We start from the raw sequence: 25,101 nt of genomic DNA, 5'->3' as shown, positions 1-25,101 counted from the left end.
GAAGCCAAGTCAAATATTATTAGGAATTGATGGGAACCAATGGATACATACCAAAAGGGCTAAAACAGATGAACCTGTCAAGATTCCGTTGCTGCCCATGGCCAAAGCAATACTTGAAAAGTATCGAGAAGAAAGTATAATGACAGATGAACTGTTGCCGGTCTATAGCAATCAAAAGACCAATCAAATCTTAAAGGAGATAGCCAAAGCATGTGGTATCCATAAAAACATCACCTTCCATGCAGCCAGACATACTTTTGCAACAACGGTCACATTATCCAATGGAGTTCCTATTGAAACAGTTTCCAAATTATTGGGGCATACAAAATTGTCAACTACCCAAATCTATGCAAGGGTACTGCAAAAGAAAGTAGGGGAAGACATGCAGGATTTAATGGATAAATTAAAGAGCAAACAAGAAATTGAAAGTAGTGCAGCCCCCAAATCCTTACCCTAACTTTTGCGCATGGTTCCTGTCGGATTTTTTTAGTGCTCGGGAAGATAAGCGCAAAGAAAAAATCGGATAGGGCGCAACTACTTTTTTGAGTAAAAAGCACTGATTAAAGTTTACAAATTTTAGCAGCGAAGCGGATAAGGTTTGTAAAGCAAGAGGGTAACACGCTAAAGCGATGTTACGGATTACAAACCATTGATTTTCAATAAATTGAAAATATAACCAAAATATTTTTTGACGCAAAAATCAAGAAATGTTCTGTTAGACCCGATAAACCCTAGAAAAAATTACAGTAAATGGAATTGAAAAACAAGAAAAAAAGTGATTTCTCAGCTATAAGTATCAATCGTATAGTTGCTGGAAGATATCGGGAGTTTTCAAAGAAGATTTCCAAGTCGCATACACTTACATTGGAACTGATGATGGACTTCTTTGAAGGGGCTAAAATTTCTCCAAAGAACAAGCATTTGATGAACCATATGGGTTTTGAACATCGTTTGAACAAACGATTAGATTATATAGAGGAATTACTTCGAAACTGGCAAAAGAACAGTTCTATCCCAAAAATTCATGATATGCTCAAAAAGGTATTTGATTTCGCAGAACAAGAAGAGAAGAACAGTCGAAAGGATTTAGAATTGCAACAAAAAATGTATGACCAATCCTTAAATGGGAATAAAGTGTCCCAATATGACAATTATATACTCAAAGAGAAATGGAAGAAGGAACGGAAACAAGTCCTTAAACTCTTGGAACATATCAAAAAAGAGAAACCAAGATTTGGAAAACCGTATTTCAAAATTGAGATTGAACCATCAGAATTGGAAAACTTAAAAAAAGCATTGAAAGAAGACTTTTAATCTTACCTCGCAAAAGATAGGATGAAGTTTGGTAAGATTTGGGACTTGCAGCACGAAACATGGTTTCGCTCGCATATTTGATATAACAATTTTGAAACTATAATTTTTCTATGTTGGATGTATCTAGCAAAAGACTTCACCATAAGTCAATTATTTTTTTTGAATTATACAAAACACTATAACCCAAAGTAGAGGAATAAGTGAAGAACTTAAATTGATAGTTTGAAATGTAATAGTTAAAGATTATAAGAAAGTAATCTCATGATACAGATAAATACTTAAAAAGTAGTAAAGAGTGCACTTAAATATAGTATAGCTTTAATTTGAAAAAGAAAGCTCTTTTTTCTCTTTAGAATACGTTCCCATACCTAACTCTGGTATAACCAATAAGGGAATCTGTGTATGAAAAGCCAAACGTTTTACGACAGGTTCACGCGTTATCCTTTCCATATAGCTATGCTGATAATGTAGCATTGCCAATAGATGAATATCCAATTCATTGGTGAACACTTCTAGCGTTTTAGATACCGAGTTAAGTTCGGTAACCGTGTGTACGTAATGTTCAACTTCTCTTAAATATTTACGCAACATACTTAGGTTGAACTGTTGTATTTCCGTCAAAGCCTTTATTTCATATTGCACATGAACAATACGTATTGTTGCATTAAAAGTATTCGCCATATCTAATAACGGTTGCAATTCAGAAAGTGTGTAAAATCGATTAAAATCCGTTGCGAAAGCTATTTCAGAAGGCGCTTTAAATTCAAAATACTGAGGAATGGCTAGTACAGGACAATCTTTTACAGATTTTATGATGCGGACTGTATTGCTTCCCATAAATACTTCTTCCAATCCAGATGCGCCTTTAGTGCCCATTACAACAAGGTCTATATTTTTAGCAGCAACCAGCTCTTTTACTTCATCAATCAAAAGACTAAATGAAGAAATAGTTTTAAAGCTATGATTGGGATTATTATAGATTTCATTAATGCTAGCGACCAGCTTTTCAAGCCCTTTTTGGGAATTATATTGGATAGCATCCGTTGCACTCCCATTTATAGAAGCAGCCATAAAACGACTGTGGGCAATACTGGGTGTATATGTATGGAGTAAATAAAAAACACACAGTTCATCTTTAAATAGTGCTATTGCATATTTTGCGGCATTCCAAGCATTTTCCGAAAAGTCTGTTGGTATTAATATGTTTTTCATCCTATTTTTCTAAAGTACAATAGGGTAAAATTAAAATAGTGCTAAAAGAAGAACTATGACAATTATCAGGTTTTGAAAATCTAATTTTTCTATTAGAAACCGTTCACTAAATTCTGGAGCCCTTTTTCATTGGCAATACGAATTTTCTTTCCTGAAGTCTTTAAATATCCTTTCTTCTTAAATTCAGAAATAATACGAATACAAGATTCCGTAGCTGTACCAACCACGTTAGAAATGTCTTCTCGGGATAAGGTTAGCATAAGGAAGCCATTTTCATCTTCCCCAAAATTATTTTTTAAATAAAGAAAAGCTTCGGCTACTCGTTGCTTTACTGTTTTCTGGCTCATGTTTACAATCACATCATCAGCTTCTTTTAAATCATGTGCCATATGACGCAAAACTTCCAAGGTAAAATTGGGGTTTTTATGCATCGTATTTGAAATAGTCTCTTTAGGTATAAAACAGACTTCCATATCATTGACTGCAGTGGCACTTAAATTGGTATGTTCCTCAGCAATGACGGAACGTTGACCGATAACCTCCCCTTTAGTTGCCAATTTTACAATTTGGTCTTTTCCGTTTGCACTGAGTTTTGAAAGTTTGGAGACTCCATTGCGCACACAATAGATACCATCTAGCTTTTCGCCTTCTTCAAAAAGCGATTCGCCTTTCTTAATGGTTTTATAAGTCTTGGAATCCGATACTTGCTTCAATTCCTCTTTATTCATAGCTCGTAAAGCATTGAATTGTCGGACTATACAATTTTCACATCTACTTTCCATACCCTTTTATTTATACCTGATATTCACAAAGGTAGCTGTAACAAGTTAAACAAAAACTGACATATATCATGTTTTAAAACTAGTAGAGTATTCAACTTTGTCCTAGGTATGTTAGCAATTGTATATGGATACGACAAACTGTTACCACTGTGGTGATGATTGCTCAAAAACAATCATTGAATTTGATGAAAAAAACTTCTGTTGCAATGGATGCAAAACTGTCTATGAAATTTTTTCTAGTAACGACCTATCCTATTATTATGACTTACAATCAGCTGCTGGTGCCACTCCAAAAAAGGTTGAAGGAAAGTACGATTTTCTCGATACTCCTACTATTGTTGAAAGATTAACCGAGTTTAACGACGGTGACTTACAAATTGTAAATCTCTATATTCCTCATATACATTGTAGTTCCTGTATTTGGGTATTGGAAAATCTAAATAAGCTTAATCCGTTTATTAACAATTCCCAGGTAGATTTCCCCAAGAAAACTGTTAGAGTCACCTATCGCGTTTCCGATATTTCTTTAAAAGATTTGATTATTCTTTTAGCTAAAATAGGTTATGAACCCTATATCTCTTTGGATGATTACGATACCAAAAAGAAAGGTGTTGACCGAAGTCTCATCTACAAAGTGGGCATTGCTGGTTTTGCTTTTGGGAATGTGATGTTTCTTTCTTTTCCGGATTATTTTGATTTAGCGTCTAGCGAATCAGATGGTGGTGAATTCTGGCTCAATAAATACCAAGATGTATTTAGATGGTTGATGTTTGTATTTTCATTACCCGTAGTCTTTTATGCAGGGAAAGATTATTTTATTTCCGCTTTTAAGGGGTTAAAAAGCAAAATATTAAATATTGATGTTCCTATTGCTTTAGGAATATCAGTGTTATTTATTAGAAGTACTTTAGAAATTAGTTTCAATTGGGGTCCCGGTTTTTTTGACTCTTTAACAGGATTGGTTTTCTTTTTGCTATTGGGGAAATTCTTTCAACAGAAAACCTATTCTTTTTTGTCCTTTGAACGTGACTATAAGTCGTATTTTCCTATTGCAGTTACTAGAATTCTTCCTAACAAAAAAGAAGAAACCGCACAGGTTTATGATATTAGAAGAGGCGACCGGCTATTAATACGAAATGAAGAATTAATTCCTGTTGACGGTATTCTAATTAATGGAAATGCCCGAATCGATTATAGCTTTGTAAATGGAGAATCAGAACCTGTGTATAAAGAATCTGGCGATAAAGTTTTTGCTGGTGGAAAACAATTGAATAGTGCCATTGAAATTGAGGTTTTAAAATCGGTCTCCCAGAGTTATTTAACACAGCTTTGGAGCAATTCAGTTTTTCAAAAGGATACATCCCATACCTTCCAAACTTTGACTGATAGTATTGGTAAACGTTTCACCATATCAGTATTAACAATTGCATTTATAGCTACTAGTTATTGGTTGTATTATGACCCTAGCAAAGCGCTAAACGTTTTTACAGCTGTGTTGATCATCGCATGTCCCTGTGCCATTGCATTGGCATCACCATTCACTTTAGGTAATATGCTTCGCATTTTTGGAAGAAAGAAATTTTATTTAAAGGACACAAAAACCATTGAGCAATTAGCAAAAATCGATACTGCCATTTTCGATAAAACTGGTACTATCACTACTTCAAAAAAGAGTTCTGCAGCGTATAAAGGAGTACCATTGACATTGGAAGAAGAAGCGCTCTTAAAAAATACATTGCGCATATCTAACCACCAATTAAGCAGAAGTCTTTATGATATGCTTGCTGAGCATAACATAGTAACCTTAGACGAATATAAGGAACATACAGGTGAAGGTATCGAAGGAACAATTAAAGACCAAAACATGAAAATAGGCTCTTCCTCTTTTGCTGGAAATACTGGAATTAAAAGTGCAGAAAATACTTCGGTTCATATCAGTAGTAACGACACTTACAAGGGATGTTTTATTTTCAACAATAACTATAGAGAAGGCATTTCAGAGCTATTCCAAGACATGTCAGAAACCTTTCAACTTGCGATTTTATCAGGTGATAACTCGGGTGAAAAAACAAACCTGGAAAAACTACTGCCAGAATTGACTCCTCTCTATTTCAATCAAAAACCAGAACATAAACTTGACTTTGTAAAATCCCTACAAGAACAGAACCAAAAAGTACTCATGGTTGGTGACGGGTTAAATGATGCGGGAGCTCTTGCACAAGCAAATGTGGGTATTGCTATATCAGAAAATGTGAACATTTTTTCTCCAGCTTGTGATGCTATTTTGGATGCGACAAAATTCCGTCAACTATACCAATATATCTTAGCTTCCAAAAAAGCGATAAAGATTATAAAACTGAGTTTTATACTGTCTCTTTTGTACAATATTATTGGGTTATATTTTGCTGTAACTGGTCAACTACAACCTGTTATCGCGGCTATTTTAATGCCGCTAAGCTCCATTAGTGTGGTAGCATTTGCAACACTAATGACAAACCTCTTGGGAAGAAAACTAAAATAGATTCCAAACATGACAAATATCATATTTATTGAGTAACCACACTTATATTTTTACACCTTAAATATCAGGTAGGTATGAGTGTTATTTATGTGTTGCTGACCATAAGCATTATTGTGGCAGTAATCTTTTTCACAGCTTTTATTATTTCGGTCAAAAGTGGACAGTATGATGACTCCTATACACCATCCGTGCGCATGCTTTTTGAAGATGAACTAGTTTCAGAAACCTCAGCTACAGAACAAGAAAAAACCAAAAAAACAAATCCAACTAAATAAGTAATTATGGAAGTACAGCAGTTTTACTATGACAATAAAATTGTGAAGAAATTCCTTTATGCAACAATGCTTTGGGGAATAGTGGGAATGGCAGTGGGCCTACTCATCGCTTTTATGTTTATGTTTCCCAATCTTACAGACGGTATCTCATGGCTTAGTTTTGGGCGTTTACGACCCTTACACACCAATGCTGTAATCTTTGCATTTGTGGGGAATGCCATTTTTGCTGGAGTTTACTACTCTACACAGCGTCTGCTTAAGGCAAGAATGTTTAGCGATGCCCTAAGTAACTTTAATTTTTGGGGATGGCAGGCGATTATTGTAGCAGCAGCAATAACACTGCCCTTAGGTTATACTACCTCTAAAGAATATGCAGAGCTAGAATGGCCAATAGATATTGCCATTGCGTTGGTTTGGGTAGCCTTTGGTGTGAATCTGATTGGTACTATCATCAAACGTAGACAGCGGCACATGTATGTTGCGATTTGGTTTTACCTAGCAACTTTTGTAACTATTGCAGTATTACATATTTTCAACAGTTTAGAGCTTCCTGTAAGTGCTTTAAAAAGTTACTCGGTTTATGCAGGAGTACAAGATGCATTGGTCCAATGGTGGTATGGACATAATGCCGTTGCATTTTTCTTAACCACACCATTCTTAGGGCTTATGTATTACTTTGTTCCTAAAGCGGCAAACAGACCTATCTATTCATATCGATTATCCATTGTCCACTTCTGGTCATTAATATTTATATATATCTGGGCTGGTCCGCATCACTTATTGTATTCTTCCCTTCCAGATTGGGCACAAAATCTGGGTGTTGCCTTTTCCATTATGCTGATTGCTCCTTCTTGGGGTGGTATGATTAATGGATTGTTGACCCTACGTGGTGCTTGGGATAAAGTACGAACAGACCCAACATTAAAATTTATGGTGGTAGCCATTACCGGTTATGGTATGGCCACTTTTGAAGGGCCAATGTTATCCCTTAAAAACGTTAATGCCATTGCTCATTTTAGTGACTGGATTATTGCTCATGTTCATGTTGGGGCATTGGCATGGAACGGTTTCTTGACCTTTGGTATGATCTACTGGTTAATCCCAAAAATGACTAAAACCCGACTCTACTCAAAAGGGTTAGCAAACTTACATTTCTGGATTGGAACCCTAGGGATTATTCTCTATGCCTTGCCAATGTATGTTGCTGGATTTACCCAAGCTTTAATGTGGAAAGATTTTAACCCAGATGGCACACTTGTTTACGGTAACTTCTTAGAAACCGTAAATGAAATTATGCCAATGTATTGGATGAGAGCCATTGGTGGAAGTATGTTTATTATAGGTGCTTGTGTGATGATTTATAATGTTGTTATGACAATGCGCTCAGGAAGTAAAGTTGATGATGAATTGGCAGAAGCTGCACCTTTGACCAGAGTATCCAAAAAGAGAACTGCTGGGGAAACATTCCATACTTGGCTGGAGCGTAAGCCTATCCAATTGACCATTTTAGCAACGGTTGCCATTTTAATCGGGGGTATTATACAAATTGTTCCCACAATCTTGGTGAAATCAAATATTCCGACCATAACTAGTGTTAAGCCATACACTCCATTAGAATTGGAGGGTCGTGACCTCTACATTAGAGAAGGTTGTGTAGGCTGTCACTCCCAGATGATTCGTCCATTCCGTAGTGAAGTGGAACGTTATGGAGAATATGCCAAGGCAGGAGAATTTGTATATGACCATCCTTTCCTATGGGGAAGCAAGCGTACCGGTCCTGATTTGCTAAGAGTTGGAGGTAAGTATTCCGATACTTGGCACTTAAACCACATGTATGACCCGCAGAGTACCTCTTCTGGCTCTATTATGCCCTCTTATTCATGGTTGATTCGTGATGAACATGACCGTAGTGATATACAAGATAAAATGAAAGCTATGGTCTCTTTGGGAGTGCCGTATACCGAGGAAGACATAGCAAATGCAGAAGCATCTATGGAGGAACAGGCTAATAAAATTGTAGAAAGCCTTTATACAAACCCTGATTTTGCCCAAACCTACGAAGCAGATAAAAAGTACGCTGCTGAAAATGGTGAAGATTTCATTGAAATGCGCGACCGTGAGATTATAGCTATGATAGCCTATCTCCAACGCTTGGGCACTGATATCAAAATAAAGGAAACTGAAGAAACAATCTCAAAAAATTAATACATCATGTTAAAGTTTGTGAAAAATCATATGGAAAGTATGGAAGGCATTGCCACATATCCTATGATATCATTACTCATCTTCTTTCTCTTTTTTGTGATTTTGGGTCTGTGGGTATTTACCGCTACCAAAAGCCATATAAAAGAAATGAGCAACCTACCCTTAGATGATAATAACCAAGAAAATTTTGAACTATGAAATTTAGCTCCATAAGTTGGCTTAGAGTCCTTGTCCTTTTCTTTTTGATTTTTGGATTGATGGAATACTTCATCGACTCTGGTGATAAACCAGCATTTATAGAAAACCAAGTAGCACAATTCTTTTTACTCTTTGTATTGGTGTTGTTGATTGCCATAGAATTGATAGTGCAGGCAATAGAAAATGTCATGTATCAAACGCTTTCAGATAAAGCTAAGGAACGCTACTTGGCATCAAAGTCTAAATCATGGGAATGGTCCTGGGGAAAACGGATGTACAAAAAACTCTTAGGCTCCAAACCTATTGAAGAAGAAGGGGAGATTATTCTTGACCATAATTACGATGGTATTAGAGAGTTGGATAATAAATTACCGCCATGGTGGGTCTATATGTTTTATGCAACCATCATCTTTGGGGTAATTTATTTAGCTCGTTTTCATGTATTTAATGACTATGACCAAGACTTGGAATACGAACAAGAAGTAGCTGCTGCCCAAATAGCCATTGAAGAATATAAGAGGACCGCAAAGGATTTAGTCGATGTAAACACTGTTGAATTATTGACTGATGCATCTGACCTTAATGCGGGAAAAGCAATTTTTGAAACCAACTGTGTGGCCTGTCATATGGCAGATGGCGGTGGCGGAATAGGTCCTAATCTAACTGACCAAAATTGGATTTTAGGGGGCGGAATCAAAAATGTTTTCAATACTATTTCAGAAGGTGGACGAGATGGTAAAGGCATGGTGGCTTGGAAGCAGATTCTAAAACCTGCTGAAATGGCTCAAGTGGCAAGCTATGTGCTCACTTTTCAAGGTACAACAGCAGCCAACCCTAAAGACCCTGAAGGCGATATTTGGATAGATGAAAATGCAGGTCAAGAAGAACAAGTAAAGGATTCTGCTACTGTTGTTGCAGATTCCACCACTGTGGCATTGAAATAGGTACTAGGATTTTCGCTGTCAACTGTAATGCGGTTCTCAATGTTTAGCAATTAATAAAGATAACATGGCGCAAGACCAAGAAAATTTTAGGGATAGCATAGGAACCATTAATAAAGAGGGAAAACGTGCATGGATCTATCCAAAAAAGCCAAGCGGCAAGTGGTATACCTACCGAAAGTATGTTAGTTACTTTCTACTTGCATTTTTGTTTGCTGCACCATTTATAAAAATCGATGGTAACCAATTTTTGATGTTTAATGTGTTGGAAAGACGGTTCAATATATTTGGTTTCCCATTCTGGCCTCAGGATTTTCATTTGTTTGTTATCTCCATGATTATCGGGGTGATTTTTGTAGCCTTATTTACAGTTGCGTTTGGGCGTATTTTCTGTGGATGGATGTGCCCACAAACTATTTTTTTGGAGATGGTATTCCGAAGAATAGAATATTGGATAGATGGTGACCGTGGTGCTCAAATTAAATTAGACCGCCAAGAATGGAATGCTGAGAAAATCAGAAAACGAGTTACCAAATGGATTATCTTTTTCATTATCTCTTTTTTGATAGCCAATGTTTTTCTTGCCTATTTAATAGGTAGCGATAAGTTGATAGCTTATGTAAGTGATGGCCCATTAAAGCACCTTAGTACTATCATAGCGCTATTAATTTTCACTTCAGTTTTTTATTGGGTTTTTGTGTGGTTTAGGGAGCAAGTCTGTATTATCGCTTGTCCTTACGGAAGAATGCAAGGAGTTTTACTGGATAATAAATCTATTGTAGTTGCCTATGACCATAAACGAGGAGAATCAGAAAATGGTAGAAAGAAATTTCGTAAAAATGAAGATAGAACAGCCTTGGGTCACGGTGATTGTATCGATTGTTTTCAATGTGTAAACGTATGCCCTACCGGGATTGATATTAGAAATGGAACACAGCTAGAATGTGTTAATTGTACAGCTTGTATTGATGAATGCGACACCATCATGGAAAAGGTAAACCTTCCAAAAGGTTTGATACGCTATGCCAGTGAAAATGAGATAACAAAAAAGGAGAAATTCACATTTACGCCCAGGTTAAAAGGATACACTGCGGTCCTAATAATTTTAACTGGGATACTAGCTGGGATGCTTTTCTTGAGAAATGATTTAGAAGCTAATATTCTTAGGCTTCCTGGACAATTATATGAGCGTAAAGAAGGTAATATTATCAGCAATGTCTACACCTTTAAATTGGTCAATAAGACCACTAATGATATTAAAAATGTGAATTTTAAATTACTCTCCCATAAAGGCTCTATTGCTTTAGTTAGAGGTGAAGATTTTAAAGTTCCGTCACAGGATTTAGCAGAAGGAACACTTTTTATTGAGATAAACAATGCAGCTATAAAAAGTGATAAAGAAAAAGTAAAAATTGGAGTGTATAGCGATGGTAAATTAATTGAAACCACAACTACTGCATTTTTAGCACCTAGAAGTTATAAATAGAAAAAATCATGAAAATAAACTGGGGAACAGCAATAGTATTATCATTTATTGGATTCATAAGTTTCATTCTGTTTTTTGTTGTTCGAATGAGTATGGACAATCGTGCAAACCACGATTTGGTTACTGAAGAATATTACAAGGCAGAGCTTGAATATCAAAATGAGATTGATGCAGCGACTAACGCTGTTAATAAGGCAAAAATGAGTGTTGAAAAAACATCACAAGGTTTGCTTTTAAAATTTCCAGACCATTATAATAATGACAAAATAAAGGGAATAGTGTCTCTATACAGGCCATCTAACAAACACTTGGATTTTGACTTATCCATAAGTCTGTCCAATGCACATTTGCTCATACCTGACAAACGTTTGTTGGATGGCCGTTGGGACATTAAAATCTCGTGGGAATATGAAGGAGAAGCTTATTTGTACAAAGAAAGTATAGTCTATTAATATGATTTTATCAGCTATCATACTAGGTTTAATGGGAAGTTTACACTGTGTAGGAATGTGTGGCCCTATTGCTTTTATGCTCCCAGTGGATAGAACAAATAAAACTAAAAAATTCTCTCAGATTCTGATTTATCACTTTGGGAGGTTATTAGCCTATAGTATTATTGGATTATTATTTGGTTTATTGGGCAAAGGACTTTATGTCTTTGGGATGCAACAAAAGCTATCAATCAGTATTGGAGTTTTAATGATATTGATTGTATTGATTCCCTATAAAACATTTGCAAAATACAATCTGTCCAAACCCATCTACAAAATCATTTCTAAAGTTAAAAATCGATTAGGTCAAGAGTTGAAAAAGAAATCTCCAGATACTTTTCTAACTATCGGTTTTTTAAATGGGTTTCTACCTTGCGGATTGGTATATGTGGCTCTTTTTGGAGCCATAGCTATGGGAAATGCTTTAGAAGGTTCACTATATATGCTACTTTTTGGATTAGGAACTATACCTCTAATGACTACGGCTATTTATTTTAGTGGAATGCTTAAAGGTAATCTTCGGAAGAGAGTACAAAAAACAGTTCCTGCTTTTGTAGTAATTATTGGCGCCCTCTTTATTATTAGAGGTCTAGGTTTGGGTATTCCCTACATATCACCAGAACCAGTAGTTGAATTGGTTTCAGCAGAAATACAATGTCATAATTGAGTGCCATAATGTGAAACGAACATGAATTTTTTTAATAAAAAACCACATCCAGTGGACTGATTAAAATAAATTCAGGAGAGAACGAGTACAACGAGTGCCTGCCTGCCTCGGGTAGGGTTGCATAGGTTCTTAAATTTTTAGAAAGCTTATTTACAGGCAGTTAAAAATTTTAGACACATGAAAATAGCATCAAATGATATCGTATTACGTCCCAGGTTTCAGTTAGAATTAGCCGAGACTAAAGAAAACGTATTGGAATCTTTGAGACAGTCTGAGAAAGCCCCTTTTTTAGTAAAACGTATTGATGAACATATTTTTATAAAATTCAACCAAAAAGAGAACCATTTTTGGTCACCGCAACTACATTTAGAGGTTGAAGAGAGAGACAAAAAGAATTGTAAGATCTTTGGTGTTTTTGGTCCAAATCCAACGCTTTGGACATTCTTTATATTTCTTCATTTTGGGGTTGCCACAAGCTTTATAATTCTAGGTATATGGGCGTACTCCATTGCTTCGTTGAACAAACCTTATGGAATTCAAATAAGTCTTATGATAACTATGGCTGTACTTTGGATTGCCTTTTACATTTTTGGAAGATTGGGGAAACGAAAAGGAAGGCCTCAAATGAGGTTACTACATCAATTTATGATAGATGCCTTAAGGTAACTTTAATACAAAAAGAGGAAGTTCCTCCGAACTCCCCCCTTTAAAAACTAACAAAAATATGTTTATGGTTAAATCTTAAATGTTACCACTGGAATTTTAGAATGATTGGCAACATCTTCCCCTATGCTCCCCATAAAAAAGTGTGATAACCCTTTGCGACCGTGTGTTGGGATTCCAATAATATCTGCATTAACAGATTCTGCATAATTAAATATCCCTTTCTCCACAGAATAATCATTATAAATATCCACTTCTAGTCCAAGTTTTGCCTTATCTAGCGTATTGGAAATTTTTCTATAAGCATCTTTATTGCTTAAAATAGCATCTGCCGGTGTATTGATATATACCAATTTAAGCTCCATTCCAAGTAATCTTGCAAAATTCATTGCATCCAATATTGCGCTAATACTCTCCTTCTTAAAATCACTGGCGAATACCATCCGTTCATGTTTAAAATTGGTCACCTCTCCTTTAACAACAAGAACGGGGACATCTGAGTTACGAACAACTCTTTCTGTATTTGAACCAATAAAAATTTCTTTTAGCCCATCTGTGCCATGGGAGCCCATAACCACTAAACCTGCCTCGTGTTTTTCTGCTATTTCATTAACTTCACTGAATACCTTATAGTGCTTTATAACAGGAAACACTTTTACATCTTTCAAGTAAGGCTTGTCCAGAAAATTTACAAAACGTTTTTCTCCAGTTTTAATAAGGTGGACAATATGCTCTTGGGAAACATAACCTGTATCTGACATAATAACGGGCGAAAGTTCCAACATATGTAGTACGTATAGTTCCGCATCATGTTTTGATGCAATTTTTGCAGCCACTTTTAGGGCAGCTTCGGATTGCTTAGAAAAATCTACAGGCACTATAATACTTTTCATCTTTTTTTAATTTATAGATTAAACTGTCATTGAGAACAAACGGGTTTCTGGTATTTTACGATGTAATCTACGGTCAAAAGCCATACAGACATTCCTAATATATGGTCTTCCATTTTTAGTCACTTCAAGCTTATTTTGAAGAATGGAAATAAGACCATCATTCTGCATGGGCTCCAGCTTCTCCAACACTTGGGGCAATTCTTTAAAATTAGTATCAGGTTCTTGCCAAGAAGTTTCCATATGGCACATCAAATTCAAAATGTGCTTCCTAATAACAATATCTTCTTTTGTTAAAATATGACCTCTATAAATGGGAATGATACCGTTCGCTACTAAATGCGTATACTCTTCTATACTTTTTACGTTTTGTGCGAAACTGTACCAACTATCACTTATACTAGAAGCACCAAGCCCAACCATCAACTGTGTTTTTGATGTCGTATACCCCATAAAATTCCGATGTAGTTTTTCAGCTTCCATCGATTTATATAAGCTATCATTTTTTAGAGCAAAGTGGTCCATCCCAATTTCGGTATAGCCAACTTGTGCCAACAGTTTCTTACCTGTCTCATACTGGTGACGCTTCTCATTTGCAGTAGGTAAATCGGCATCCTTATAGCCACGTTGTCCATTTCCTTTTAGCCATGGAACGTGGGCGTAACTGTAAAATGCCAACCGGTCTGGTTTTAAAACTTTCGTCTTTGCGATGGTATCTACAACATGCTCCAATTTTTGGTGTGGTAAGCCAAAGATAATGTCATGACCAATAGAGGTATAGCCTATAGCACGAGCCCATTCCGTTACATTCTTCACACTTTCAAAAGATTGTACTCTGTGGATTGCATTCTGAACAGTTTTGTTATAGTCCTGTACTCCATAACTAACGCGTCTAAAACCAACATCAAATAAGGCTTGTAAATGTTCACGAGTAGTGTTATTAGGATGACCTTCAAAACTAAATTCGTAATCCTTAGCTTTTTCTGCCCTTTTGAAGATTCCTTTGATAAGCGTTTTTAGATTTTCTGACGAAAAGAATGTTGGTGTTCCACCTCCTAAATGTAATTCTTTAATAATAGGTTGCTCTGAAAATAAATTGCAGTACAGTTGCCATTCTTTTAAAACCGAATTAATATAGGGTCTCTCTACATCATGCCTTTTAGTGATACGTTTATGGCAGCCACAAAACGTACACATACTCTCACAAAAAGGTAAATGTATATATAGACTAATACCTTCTTTAGCATTATTTTCTTTAAAGCTTTTCTTTAAAGTAGCCTCCCATTTCTTACCAGAAAAAGTCTCGATGTTCCAATAGGGAACCGTGGGATAACTCGTATAACGTGGGCCTGGAATATTGTATTTTTGGACGAGTCTGCACATAGTTCTAAAAGTTTAGTACAAAACTAGTCCTAGCCTACTTTTAAAAATATGACTTTCATCAGGTAATAAATATATTTTTTTAAATGTTACAGCTATGAAACAAAAAACTAACAGCTGTGTAATTATTTTTTTAATGAATAGAGTCTTTGATTTTGGTTTTGAATGCTACTTATTAGCTTTTAAGATATTCGTATGAGAGCAAACATAAATTAACTTCTATCTATCCAAAATTTCAAAAAAATATTAAAAAATCAATTTGTATACAACCCTATTAATAAGTTTTGACTTTAGAAGATTAATTTCTTAAATTGTAATTAATATAGAACTACATCTTTTGTGTTAATTTGATTTTAAAATTGCAATACGGTGTACAGCTTTAAATTAGCAAGGTAAAATATTGAAAATTAGAGTGGTATATTCCTTATTTTAGGACTGCCACCCCGACAAAATCATTTTAAATGATTTTATTTGACTGCTAACTAAATGAAATACAAGGTTTTAATAAATTTTGATTTCATTTAGTTAGTTTTAAAATCAAATAAATCGGGAACTATTCGGGAACAGAACGGGAACGATTCATTCTTCTTTTTTTTCTTATCTTTTCTAATGAAAGCAGTGCTTTCAACGTGATTTAACTTTTGTGTTAGGATGTTTAACCTAAAGCAAAAGGAGATGCAAACTTCAAAAACTTTCAAGATTTTATTTCGGTTGGTAAAAGCCAGAATAAAAAACAATGAGGCTCCCATTTATGTGCGTATAACAGTAAGTGGAAAGCGAACGGAATTCAGTACAGATTTATTTTATCCTCCCGAAGAATGGGACAGCAAAACGGGAAGGGCTATCGGGAGAAGTTCCAAAGCTAGAAATTTAAACGACGAGCTTGATTCTATCAAAGTAGACATAAAAGACTCTTATAGAGAATTGGAGAGAGAAGGTCGGTTCATAACCGCCCTCGCTGTAAAAGCAAGGTATCAAGGTACTGACCATAGTAACGAAACTTTGTTGGGCTTATCAAAGTATCATTTTGATAAAAATAAAGTCAAACTTGCCAAAGGAACATTAAAGAACTATTCAACTACCGAAGCGTACTTATTAGCTTTTATCAAAAAACAATACAAGGCAACAGATTTGCCCTTGGAACATATCCAATACAGCTTCGTGGTGGATTTTGAATTGTTTCTACAAGACCCCAATAATCATTTATGTAAATCGCAGCCCTTAAAGAATAATGGGATAATGAAGCATATTGAGCGACTAAATAAGCTCATGGGATTTGCTGAAAAATTGGGATGGATTACTAAGCATCCTTTTGAAAAATATGAGTTATCCTATACTAAGTTTAAGAATGGTTTTTTAACTGCACAACAACTGGAACGTTTTGAAACTGAGGATTTGGACGGCGCAAAATTAAACAGAGTGCGTGACGTGTTTGTATTTTGTTGTTATACAGGGCTATCTTATATAGATGTAAAATTGCTAACCAAGGATAATATTGTGATGGGGATTGATGGTATGTTATGGCTATCATTTTCAAGAGAAAAAAGCGATGAACCTGTTAAAATACCACTATTAGACAAGGCAAGAACAATCTTGAAAAAGTATGAAAACTTTGAGGATTCTATTCGTTTATTGCCAGTATGTTCCAATCAAAAAATGAACGAATATTTAAAAGTCATTGCCACAAAATGTGAAATAGATATAAAAGTAACATGCCACATTGCGCGTCATACGTTTGCAACAACAGTAACACTTTCTAACGGGGTACCCATTGCCACAGTCTCAAAATTGTTAGGGCATGCTAAATTGTCTACTACGCAGATTTATGCCAATGTAGTTGAAAGGAAACTACGTGATGATATGAATAGTTTACAGGACACATTGAATCGCAATCAAATAAGTGCATAAAATTGGCTTATTCATTGAGGAAAGTTGAAAATCGAATCGAATTTAGTGTTAAACCCCATTTGAGCAAATTTGCATCAGCTACCCCTAAGTTATTTTGACAAATGAAAGTTAAATCACGAAAAACTGTTGCAGGAAAATTCAAGTACTGTAACAGTTTTTAGTTTCTACAAAACAGCTTTTCCATTATTTCTTTAGGTTTTAGTATGGTTTTTGCTTACTATTTATTTGCTGAAAAATGAGCGAATTGTGTAATGAACGTAATTTTAGTATTCTTCCTAAAAATCTTTGAAATTGTATTTGGGGCTTTATTTCGAACCAAAAGCAAGAAGAGATACTATGGTTCAAACCGCCGTCCAAAAAATTTATCCAATGTAGAAAGAGTCAAGTTTTTGGAACGCCGAAGGCAACATAAAGGCTATAAAGAAAAATGGTTGTATTATCGCTGTAAGGAAGAGGATTTATTGACTTTCTATTACAAGCTATTTCCAAATAGACCGACCTTTAAAAAGGGTAACGAAAACCTTGACGTAAACTCTCCATTACAATTCACTTTTGGCAAGTACAGAGGCAAAACCATTGACGGTATTTGGGAAAAGGACCAACAGTATATTATCTGGCTTTCAAATCAAGATTGGCTATCCGACTATGATGAAGAATATGAATACATAATGACTTTGACAGACCCAGATTTTTTTGTTTAGTTCTTTACGGAATCCTTATTTACTTCTAAAATTTACCCCCAATTATGTTAAAATTCAACCCGACTGGGGTTGAACTACTGATTTTTATTTGCCAAAACTATTCAAGTTTGTACAAAGAATGTCAAACATTGGGAATTGCAGCAAAATAGGTGTTTTGTAAAATTCTATAAAAAGAATAGTTATGCCAGCAAGTATATTAACTACCGAAGATTTAGAAGAATTCAGAAAAAATTTGCTTGAAGAAATCAAAGAGATGTTACTGCAATACAATAGGATTACCATAGACCGGTGGGTAAAATCCAACATTGTAATGGCGAAACTTGGAATTAGCCCAGGCACACTACAGAACTTTAGGATAAACGAAACTATACCCTATACCAAACTAGGAGGTATCATTTATTACGACGAGGAAGAAATCAACGAGATTTTACTTAAAAACAAGAACTTCTTTTTAAACGATTGAGCTATGAAAATTGCAACATACAATATCCAGAACATCTTTTATAGGGATAGGGTTTTAGTTAAAAAATACAGGGAAGAAAACGAAGCGTTATGGGTGGAAGAGTTTGAAGCATTAATGCTTCAAGGTATACGTACAACCAAGGAATTTAATCGGATGCGTGCCCTATCTCAACTATTAGGTTTTGAAGATTCACAAAACAGTCCTTACCTCACAATGTCGCATAAAAGAGGACAACTATTTCTAAAGAAAAATATCGCTGCAAGAGAATACAAAGCGACTCATTTGACAGATTGGAATGGTTGGGTTAAACTAAATTCTAAGCCCATTGATGATACGGCAATCAATAACAAGGCAAAAGTTATTAAAGAGGCTTCACCAGATGTTTTGATTTTGATTGAAGTAGAAGACAGAGCATCTTTGTTGGAGTTCAACAAACATTTCTTATCTGAGGCATACACCCACATTCTATATTTAGAAACCAATGACGTATACGGAAGGGGAATCGGTGTTTTGACAAAGAAAGGATATCGGGTAATATCAATGAAATCTCATGTTAACGATTTTGATGAGAACGGTAATCCCATTTTTGATATGGATTTACAGGAGTACAAAATAAGTACGCCTAGTGGAACTATTGTAACTGTTTTATCGACCTGTTTTTTAGATGATACCGCAAACCCGGTGCAGTCTAACGCTAAAATTGAAATACAATCTAAAAGAATTGCACAGATTTACCAAACCATAGATACTTCTGATGATTTAGTTGCTGTGGTCGGCACGTTGAACACACCATCGTACAGCAAATTGTTATCCCCCTTGACGGAAGAAACAGATTTAAAAGACGTATCAAAGCATAACACATTTGAAGTGGATTTGGATAAAGGAAAAGATTCTAAATATTTCCGATTGGGCGCTTACAAAATGGGTGTTAACATTAAACAACGTGATTACTTGATGCTCTCTACCGAACTATACAAAGCCGTAAAAAATAGCGGATTGATTAGAAAGGGTATTTGGTATAAGAAACAACCGCAATGGGAAATGCTTAAAAGCATTAAAAACGAATTACATATTGCCAGTGAGCATCCTTTAATATGGTCTCAACTTAAAATAAGCTAGCTATGGAATTACAATCGATACAAAATAGGATTTATGAAATAAGAGGACAAAAAGTATTGCTAGATTTTGACCTAGCAGAATTATACGGCACAGAAACCAAGCGGCTAAAGGAAGCTGTAAGGCGAAATATAGACCGTTTTCCATTAGACTTTATGTTTGAATTGACCAGTGAAGAATATAAAACTTTAAGGACGCAATTTGCGACCTTAGAAAAGATGGTCGTGGGAAATTCAGTAAATACAGTCCGTTCGCTTTTACCGAACAAGGTATCGCGATGTTGGCTAGCGTACTAAGAAGCCCTAAAGCTATTGAAGTGAACATTCAGATTGTACGTGCTTTTGTGTTCCTTAGAAAATACGCACTGTCACATGCAGAGTTGACCCAAAAACTTCAAGAACTGGAAGCCAAGTACAACAAACAGTTTAAAGATGTTTTTGAGGCTATTAATTTTCTACTTCAAAAAGATAAAGTTGAAACGAACCAGAAGCAACGAAAACAGATTGGGTTTAAATAGCTCTATCCAAACCAACTTCACACAGTAAATTGGACGAAATTACTTCTTGAATTCCCGCAATATACTTATCAATATGTTTTCTCTTGTATACGAGCATATATGATGGATGATGAACTGGAACAAAAGTAGTTTCTCCTACTTTATATTCCTTGTATGAAAAGTCAGAACCTAGACCACCTAATTTTAGACCATATTTTTTTAAAGTAAACTCTGCCACTAATCTTCCTAATAAAAAAACAATTTTTGGTTTATAGGTGTCTATTTCAATTTCAAGATTTGGGTAGCACTTATTCATCTCAACCCGTTCAGGATACCTTATCTTCTTTTCATTGAGAGGGAGGCATTTAACAAGATTTGTCTTGAAAAAAGAAATATTCATATTAGAGGCTAATTCAACATCATGAATTAGTTTACCCGATTTTGTTGAAGGAGATAACGGGATTTTTTGCTCATCATTATCATCAATTTGTACAGCTGAAAGTCCTACCCAAAAAATATCTGCTTGTTTTTTATTGTCACTTAAAGGGAATTGATTAATGTAGAGTCCGCAAGACCTGCAATGACTTGATTTTTTTGGATTTATTATTGTTTTGCAGGCTTTCAAATAATGCAGTGGAGTTAAGATTGGTTGTTTTGCAAATATAGGAATGTAAAATTTCCAATCCAACTTTTGAATAATTACCACTGTGAAAATTGTATTGAAGCCTTTTAACCACGCCAGAAAGTTTATCATCGGGCAGAATATTGGTTACTTCTTGTGGGTTGTGTCCCTCATCCAATAATGCCTCATATAGTGTAGTGCCGTGATAAGGTCGATATTGAAAAACTGAAGTTCTGAAATGAGTGTTATTTTTTTTAGCCACTTCAGATAGTTTGTATGCAAGCTGATAGGTGTGCTCCATATCTTCTTCAGTTTCATTGGGAAAACCAAAGATAAAATATGCTTTTATGGCTATTCCTGCTATCAAAACGTTGGAAAGATTGTTTAAAATAACATCAACCTTACTAGTCTTATTGATAGATTTCAAAATTTTTGGCGACCCAGATTCAATACCTATAAATACCTCTGAACAACCACTATCTTTTAATTTTATTAAATCCTCTACCGAAACATTTTTAAAGGTTTGGACGTGTGCCATGGACCGCCAAGAAAAATTGAACGGCTTAAAAACATCAATGGCATACTCTATGTGTCTTTTGGTTTTTAAAAAAAGGTCATCCAGCACCCTTACGGAGTCAATGTTTTGATTATAGGATTGTAGAGCCCTAAGCTCATTTTGAACTGAATCTACTGAACGTTCCCGTATTCCAAATTCTTTGTTTTGTCCATAAGCTGCCGCACAAAATGCACAACTAAAAATACATCCCCTACTGGTAACAATGTTTGCCTCTTTAAACCCTAGTGGATGTTCTATTGGTTCATTTACAAAGTACTTCCTGTCTAATTTTAAGCTGTTAAGGTTCTTCACATAGTATTCAGAGCTTGTATCGACAGTATAAAGATTCCTATTAGTTGAAAATTTGTTAGGTGACTGTTTAACTTGATTCTTTATAATGTCTAAGGTTATATACTCGCCATCACCTGTTACCACATCAATTTTATTGGTAGTTTTCCATTGGAAAATATCTTTATACAATTCCTTAGTAGACAGTCCACCGATTATTATATGGCTGTCGGTAGCTATTGATTCTATCAGCTCTTTCACCAAATCGTAGTTTGTGGTAAAAATGTTTATACCGATAAAATCGGGCTGCACATTATCTATATATTCAATAAGTTCATTTAATGGTGTTTGTGTTGCAATTGCATCTTTGACGGTTACATCTACGCCATTTTCGTTAAGATATGTGGCAATGTAACCTAACCCTAACGGTGGTAAAGAATCCTCATCATAGTTCGGATTTTCAAATCTAAATAGCGGACTATTTATTAATATGATATGTGGTTTCTTCTTCTTCAATTCTTTTTATTACTGTAAAACATATTTCGGGAGAAATACGCTTATTAATTTGCATCAGTTCCTTTATTTTTCCGATTGCCGTTTGAACTGATATTATTCGATTGTAATGCAGTGTTTCTATAACCCATAAAGTTCCGTGAACTGTATTATTTTCATTTACCGCAGCTTTTCTCAATAATCCGTCCGCAGTGATAAGCATTACTTGCTTCCTTAAAGCAACCTCCAAAACACTTGCATCTGCATAGCTTAATCCACTATATTTTGCTTGAAGTGCCATAATATCAATCAAAGAGCCATTGTCATCCACTAGAATTTTACCTGAATTAAGACTTTCTTCCAATTCATTTTTTTGGTTTAAATCTGTTATTTCAATAATTACCGCGCTAGTCGTAATCACATCATAATTGAGCGTTAAAAAACCTCTTAAAAGATTCAACTCAATTAAGTCTATGATGATACAAGCATCCTTAACTAATATTTGATGAGGATGCTTAGGCAATTGGTTCCATTTTTTTAATATCACTGATGTTTTCACCAGTTAATGTTCCTGCTTTACTTATAGAAATCAATTCCTCAGATAACGCCCTATTTATTAACTGCATAAACCTATACGATTTTTCCACTCCTATATAATTGCCTGGTTCATCTTTGACTCCGTAGGTCTTGTTCAACCAAATGGACCATCTTTTGTGATAATTCTCGGTGATTATTCCAATTTGTTTCAACCTGTACACTATGGCACGAATTGATATACCGAAATAATTTTTTATGGTTTCCAGTTCAATGATTTTTATATAGCTTCTCTTTTTTCCACCAATCATTTCTAATAGTTTAGTTTTTGGTAGAAGTAGACAACTTGCAAAATAGTGGCACAGCTTTTCCAATAACTTGGGGGATTTTTTAATGGCATCACTAAACTTTAAAAAAGTATGGGCAAGTTCGTGTAGTATGGTAAATCGGATTCTTTCTAAAGGCTTATTAGCAATGTTAATAACAACCAAATGCCCACCATTTTCTATTTCAATAGAAATACCATCAATTTTATCACTATGCTCAATTATATAAACTTTAATACCTACTGATTCAAGCATTTCAATAAGGTTGCTAATAGGTTGCAATCCTAACTCCCATTCTTTTCGTAAGGTATTGGCAGCCCTTTCTATATCATCATAACTATTGATAGTAATGTTTGAAACTGGATTTACAAATTCAGTTTTTAATCCTAGTATAGCCTCTATTTCTGAATAGCTCTCGTAGTATGCCCGTGCTTTTTCTAGAATTGACTCTTCTTCTTTCTTGGGTAAATCTTGTTTTTTCCGATAGGAGATGCTTTTAAACTCAGTATATGAGTTAAATAAAAAGAAATCAATTTTTTGATTTAGTGCTTTAGATAGGGCTTGAAGGACTTTTGGGGTAGGTAACATCAACCCCTTTTCGTATTTGCTTAATGATTGTTTGGTTACTTCATTATCAATTTTTTCAGATAATTCTCGTAATGAAAGTCCAGCAATCATCCTTGCGGACTTTAATCTTGTGCCAAATATTTCTAATTGCTCAGTTTTCATTTAATTACTTTTGGTTGACAAATTTATAAAAAAATATTAACTTGTCAACCATTTATTTTTAATTATTTGAAAAACAGCATATTCAAGACCTATAAAAAAGGTATTCCAGTTACTTGACCGTAACCATCAAAGCACCTCAAAAACAAACTTACTTTTGGCATCCCCAATCCGTTGGGTCAATTCTAACTTAATGGGTATGATGGTGCTTGGGATGCGCTCCAAGCCTTGTAAATATTCACCCAACTCCTTTTTGTTTTCGAACATGGTACCGTGTTCGTTTTTGTGATATTCATGTAACCACGCATTCGACCCATTACCAACCTGGGCAGAAGAAACCAATGGAATATTAAAGTACACATCACAACTAATATCGATATGGGTGTGGTCTGCCAAACTATAATCTTTCCCAATTGCACGATTTATGAGCATACAATGTTCCATTAAGGCATCCAAAAACTTTCCACTTTCATCAGCTTTAATGGGTTTTAAAACAGTTTTTAATTGTTTAAAGTTGTCTAATTGTCGTAAAGCACTTGGCTTAGATTCAATCTTAAATTTCATCTTCTTTTTATTTTAAGTTAATAATATCTGGTGTCGTTTTTTACGAAAACTTTTGTTTAATAAACGACCATAATTCTTTACCAACTGTAACTATAATTTCTTTTAAAACGGAATATAGGCTAACAAATAAATCTTTCATTTTCTTATATTTTTATGGACATTAGTAGTACCAATGCCAATGCGTTCATATGTTCTTTTGATTCCAAATAGGTAGCTTCATCTATATTCGATAAAAACCCAAGTTCCACTAAAATGGCGGGACAAGTAGCTATACTTTGCCTTAGTACCTGAAAATTAGCTGTTTTAATTCCTCGGCTTCTATACCCTAACTGCTCTGTAAGCGCCGTGATCATTTCTTTGGCAATACCTTTGGCATGTATTTGATGGTCGTGTTTCAAACTTGTACCATTATGTAGAAACATCTCGATTCCTGTGGCATTTTTGTTGGGGGCATGGTTGCAGTGTATAGAGATAAATAGGTCTGGTTGTAACGCTTTTACCAATCGTGTGCGATGACTCAATGAAATTAAAGTGTCCTTGTATCGGCTGAGGTAAATCTCGTATTTATTGTCAAGAATAGTGCGGTTGTATAAAAGCATAGTTTTAGCAATGGAAAAATTGATGTCTTTTTCTTTACTACTATTTATGCCAATAGCCCCATAATCTTTCCCACCGTGTCCAGCATCAATGATAATCACCTTTTTTTCTTGTGATATTCCCGTTTGAATCACCGTAAAAAAGCACAGTAGTAAAAGTGTTTTTGAGAATTTCATCTCGATATTATTTTTTAAATATTTGTTGCACAATTTTTAAAGATTTCATTCAATACATAGACATCCTTTAAAATTTAACGTCAAATACCGTTAATTTTTTAAGTTTTTATCCCTTTATGCTCATTCGCTTATAGATTTCGCAAAAAGTTATTTCAAACAGGTTTTCTAAATCCTTTTAGAGAGCCACAAAACGTAAGCGTTATGAAAAAAGCGGTTTATCTAACGTGGGCAATGCTTCTAATGAGCCTACCCACATTTGCACAAATTGGAGGTATTGAAGATTCTGTCAACGATGTTTCCGATACCATTAGGTCAATTTTCCCCTTGCTTTTAGGAGTAATTTTCCTAATCGGATTCTTATTTAATGCAGGGCATTTTTTTGGTGAAAATGCAGACCTTAAAAAGGGTATTACCAGAGTGCTTGTATTTGTACTTATTGCAGGTGCCGTTGTTGGCATTTTTACGTACCTCATTGGAATTGTAGTATAAGCCTTAAAGTGGCCTTTATTAA

General features: G+C 35.0%; 28 protein-coding genes. 18 read left to right on the top strand and 10 right to left on the bottom strand.

The features are described from left to right. Nucleotides 1–457: site-specific integrase (locus AACM45_RS19135; protein ID WP_339144694.1), on the top strand; the 457-nt coding region annotated here is incomplete at its 5' end. A 293-nt stretch (nt 458–750) separates the two neighbouring features. Then, the gene (locus tag AACM45_RS19130) at nt 751–1,314 is read left to right on the top strand and encodes a BfmA/BtgA family mobilization protein (RefSeq protein WP_339144692.1); all 564 of its coding nucleotides are present in this window, start codon (nt 751–753) and stop codon (nt 1,312–1,314) included. Between the two features lie 318 nt (nt 1,315–1,632). Here the strand turns inward: AACM45_RS19130 and AACM45_RS19125 are convergent, their stop codons facing one another. Both AACM45_RS19125 and AACM45_RS19120 read right to left on the bottom strand, forming a co-directional pair. Beyond that, nucleotides 1,633–2,526 (bottom strand): universal stress protein, encoded by an 894-nt coding sequence (locus AACM45_RS19125; protein WP_339144691.1) that lies wholly within the window; start codon nt 2,524–2,526, stop codon nt 1,633–1,635. Nucleotides 2,527–2,618: 92 nt separating this feature from the next. Continuing rightward, nucleotides 2,619–3,254, bottom strand: coding sequence for a Crp/Fnr family transcriptional regulator (locus AACM45_RS19120; protein ID WP_339144690.1), 636 nt, complete (start codon nt 3,252–3,254; stop codon nt 2,619–2,621). Nucleotides 3,255–3,432: 178 nt separating this feature from the next. Between AACM45_RS19120 and AACM45_RS19115 the strand changes: the two genes are divergently transcribed. The 9 genes from AACM45_RS19115 to AACM45_RS19075 all read left to right on the top strand — a co-directional run bounded on the left by AACM45_RS19115 (nt 3,433) and on the right by AACM45_RS19075 (nt 12,758). Continuing rightward, nucleotides 3,433–5,829 carry a heavy metal translocating P-type ATPase gene (locus tag AACM45_RS19115; RefSeq protein WP_339144689.1) on the top strand — a complete coding sequence of 799 codons (2,397 nt, stop codon included), beginning with the start codon at nt 3,433–3,435 and terminating at the stop codon, nt 5,827–5,829. Between the two features lie 74 nt (nt 5,830–5,903). Further along, a complete protein-coding gene (gene ccoS / locus AACM45_RS19110) occupies nt 5,904–6,104 on the top strand; it encodes a cbb3-type cytochrome oxidase assembly protein CcoS (RefSeq protein WP_339144688.1) in 201 nt (66 codons plus the stop codon). Nucleotides 6,105–6,110: 6 nt separating this feature from the next. Then, nucleotides 6,111–8,309 carry a cytochrome-c oxidase, cbb3-type subunit I gene (gene ccoN, locus AACM45_RS19105; RefSeq protein WP_339144686.1) on the top strand — a complete coding sequence of 733 codons (2,199 nt, stop codon included), beginning with the start codon at nt 6,111–6,113 and terminating at the stop codon, nt 8,307–8,309. Between the two features lie 6 nt (nt 8,310–8,315). Beyond that, nucleotides 8,316–8,507 carry a CcoQ/FixQ family Cbb3-type cytochrome c oxidase assembly chaperone gene (locus tag AACM45_RS19100; protein ID WP_339144684.1) on the top strand — a complete coding sequence of 64 codons (192 nt, stop codon included), beginning with the start codon at nt 8,316–8,318 and terminating at the stop codon, nt 8,505–8,507. After that, nucleotides 8,504–9,451, top strand: coding sequence for a cbb3-type cytochrome c oxidase N-terminal domain-containing protein (locus tag AACM45_RS19095; protein ID WP_339144683.1), 948 nt, complete (start codon nt 8,504–8,506; stop codon nt 9,449–9,451). Before AACM45_RS19100 ends, AACM45_RS19095 begins: the two co-directional genes overlap by 4 nt. 64 nt (nt 9,452–9,515) lie before the next feature. Continuing rightward, the gene (ccoG, locus tag AACM45_RS19090) at nt 9,516–10,934 is read left to right on the top strand and encodes a cytochrome c oxidase accessory protein CcoG (protein WP_339144682.1); all 1,419 of its coding nucleotides are present in this window, start codon (nt 9,516–9,518) and stop codon (nt 10,932–10,934) included. 8 nt (nt 10,935–10,942) lie between these two features. After that, the gene (locus AACM45_RS19085) at nt 10,943–11,386 is read left to right on the top strand and encodes a FixH family protein (protein WP_339144681.1); all 444 of its coding nucleotides are present in this window, start codon (nt 10,943–10,945) and stop codon (nt 11,384–11,386) included. A 1-nt stretch (nt 11,387) separates the two neighbouring features. After that, nucleotides 11,388–12,092 carry a sulfite exporter TauE/SafE family protein gene (locus tag AACM45_RS19080; RefSeq protein WP_339144679.1) on the top strand — a complete coding sequence of 235 codons (705 nt, stop codon included), beginning with the start codon at nt 11,388–11,390 and terminating at the stop codon, nt 12,090–12,092. A 177-nt stretch (nt 12,093–12,269) separates the two neighbouring features. Continuing rightward, on the top strand, nt 12,270–12,758 hold the full coding sequence (locus AACM45_RS19075) for a GTP-binding protein (protein WP_339144678.1): 489 nt from the start codon (nt 12,270–12,272) through the stop codon (nt 12,756–12,758). A gap of 68 nt (nt 12,759–12,826) precedes the next feature. On the opposite strand, the gene AACM45_RS19070 is transcribed toward AACM45_RS19075, so the two are convergent. Continuing rightward, entirely contained in the window at nt 12,827–13,648 is an 822-nt protein-coding gene (locus AACM45_RS19070) for a universal stress protein (RefSeq protein ID WP_339144677.1), read from the bottom strand. 18 nt (nt 13,649–13,666) lie between these two features. After that, on the bottom strand, nt 13,667–15,028 hold the full coding sequence (gene hemN / locus AACM45_RS19065; protein WP_339144675.1) for an oxygen-independent coproporphyrinogen III oxidase: 1,362 nt from the start codon (nt 15,026–15,028) through the stop codon (nt 13,667–13,669). Between the two features lie 672 nt (nt 15,029–15,700). Here hemN and AACM45_RS19060 point away from each other — a divergent pair. The 6 genes from AACM45_RS19060 (at nt 15,701) to AACM45_RS19035 (ending at nt 19,730) form a co-directional block, all read left to right on the top strand. Beyond that, nucleotides 15,701–16,933 (top strand): site-specific integrase, encoded by a 1,233-nt coding sequence (locus AACM45_RS19060; RefSeq protein WP_339144673.1) that lies wholly within the window; start codon nt 15,701–15,703, stop codon nt 16,931–16,933. A 251-nt stretch (nt 16,934–17,184) separates the two neighbouring features. Next, a complete protein-coding gene (locus AACM45_RS19055; protein ID WP_339144672.1) occupies nt 17,185–17,634 on the top strand; it encodes an exodeoxyribonuclease X C-terminal domain-containing protein in 450 nt (149 codons plus the stop codon). Between the two features lie 181 nt (nt 17,635–17,815). Continuing rightward, nucleotides 17,816–18,097, top strand: a complete 282-nt coding sequence (locus AACM45_RS19050) for a helix-turn-helix domain-containing protein (protein ID WP_339144671.1) — start codon at nt 17,816–17,818, stop codon at nt 18,095–18,097. A gap of 3 nt (nt 18,098–18,100) precedes the next feature. Next, nucleotides 18,101–19,216, top strand: a complete 1,116-nt coding sequence (locus AACM45_RS19045) for a hypothetical protein (protein WP_339144669.1) — start codon at nt 18,101–18,103, stop codon at nt 19,214–19,216. A gap of 2 nt (nt 19,217–19,218) precedes the next feature. Beyond that, entirely contained in the window at nt 19,219–19,509 is a 291-nt protein-coding gene (locus AACM45_RS19040; RefSeq protein ID WP_339144668.1) for an ORF6N domain-containing protein, read from the top strand. A 20-nt stretch (nt 19,510–19,529) separates the two neighbouring features. Next, entirely contained in the window at nt 19,530–19,730 is a 201-nt protein-coding gene (locus AACM45_RS19035; RefSeq protein WP_339144667.1) for a hypothetical protein, read from the top strand. On the opposite strand, the gene AACM45_RS19030 is transcribed toward AACM45_RS19035, so the two are convergent. From AACM45_RS19030 to AACM45_RS19005, 6 genes are all read right to left on the bottom strand, one after another. Then, a complete protein-coding gene (locus tag AACM45_RS19030) occupies nt 19,723–20,334 on the bottom strand; it encodes a uracil-DNA glycosylase family protein (RefSeq protein ID WP_339144666.1) in 612 nt (203 codons plus the stop codon). The genes AACM45_RS19035 and AACM45_RS19030 overlap by 8 nt on opposite strands. Next, nucleotides 20,264–21,691, bottom strand: coding sequence for a B12-binding domain-containing radical SAM protein (locus AACM45_RS19025; protein ID WP_339144665.1), 1,428 nt, complete (start codon nt 21,689–21,691; stop codon nt 20,264–20,266). Before AACM45_RS19025 ends, AACM45_RS19030 begins: the two co-directional genes overlap by 71 nt. Continuing rightward, nucleotides 21,654–22,190: a PIN domain-containing protein gene (locus AACM45_RS19020; protein ID WP_339144663.1), complete on the bottom strand. Its 537-nt coding sequence runs from the start codon at nt 22,188–22,190 to the stop codon at nt 21,654–21,656. Before AACM45_RS19020 ends, AACM45_RS19025 begins: the two co-directional genes overlap by 38 nt. Next, nucleotides 22,183–23,256: an XRE family transcriptional regulator gene (locus tag AACM45_RS19015; RefSeq protein WP_339144661.1), complete on the bottom strand. Its 1,074-nt coding sequence runs from the start codon at nt 23,254–23,256 to the stop codon at nt 22,183–22,185. The genes AACM45_RS19020 and AACM45_RS19015 overlap by 8 nt, the downstream gene beginning before the upstream one ends. A 126-nt stretch (nt 23,257–23,382) precedes the next feature. Next, nucleotides 23,383–23,817 carry a hypothetical protein gene (locus AACM45_RS19010; protein WP_339144659.1) on the bottom strand — a complete coding sequence of 145 codons (435 nt, stop codon included), beginning with the start codon at nt 23,815–23,817 and terminating at the stop codon, nt 23,383–23,385. A gap of 143 nt (nt 23,818–23,960) precedes the next feature. Then, complete coding sequence (locus AACM45_RS19005; protein ID WP_339144657.1) at nt 23,961–24,590, bottom strand: N-acetylmuramoyl-L-alanine amidase family protein; 630 nt, start codon at nt 24,588–24,590, stop codon at nt 23,961–23,963. Between the two features lie 201 nt (nt 24,591–24,791). Here AACM45_RS19005 and AACM45_RS19000 point away from each other — a divergent pair, with 201 nt between their 5' ends. Next, complete coding sequence (locus AACM45_RS19000) at nt 24,792–25,079, top strand: hypothetical protein (RefSeq protein WP_339144655.1); 288 nt, start codon at nt 24,792–24,794, stop codon at nt 25,077–25,079. Nucleotides 25,080–25,101 lie beyond the last annotated feature (22 nt).

The organism is Croceitalea sp. MTPC5 (genome assembly GCF_036985505.1).
Taxonomy (GTDB): Bacteria; Bacteroidota; Bacteroidia; order Flavobacteriales; family Flavobacteriaceae; genus Croceitalea.
The sequence above is the reverse complement of the archived record's forward strand: the minus strand, read 5'-3'. Positions and strand labels throughout refer to the sequence as shown.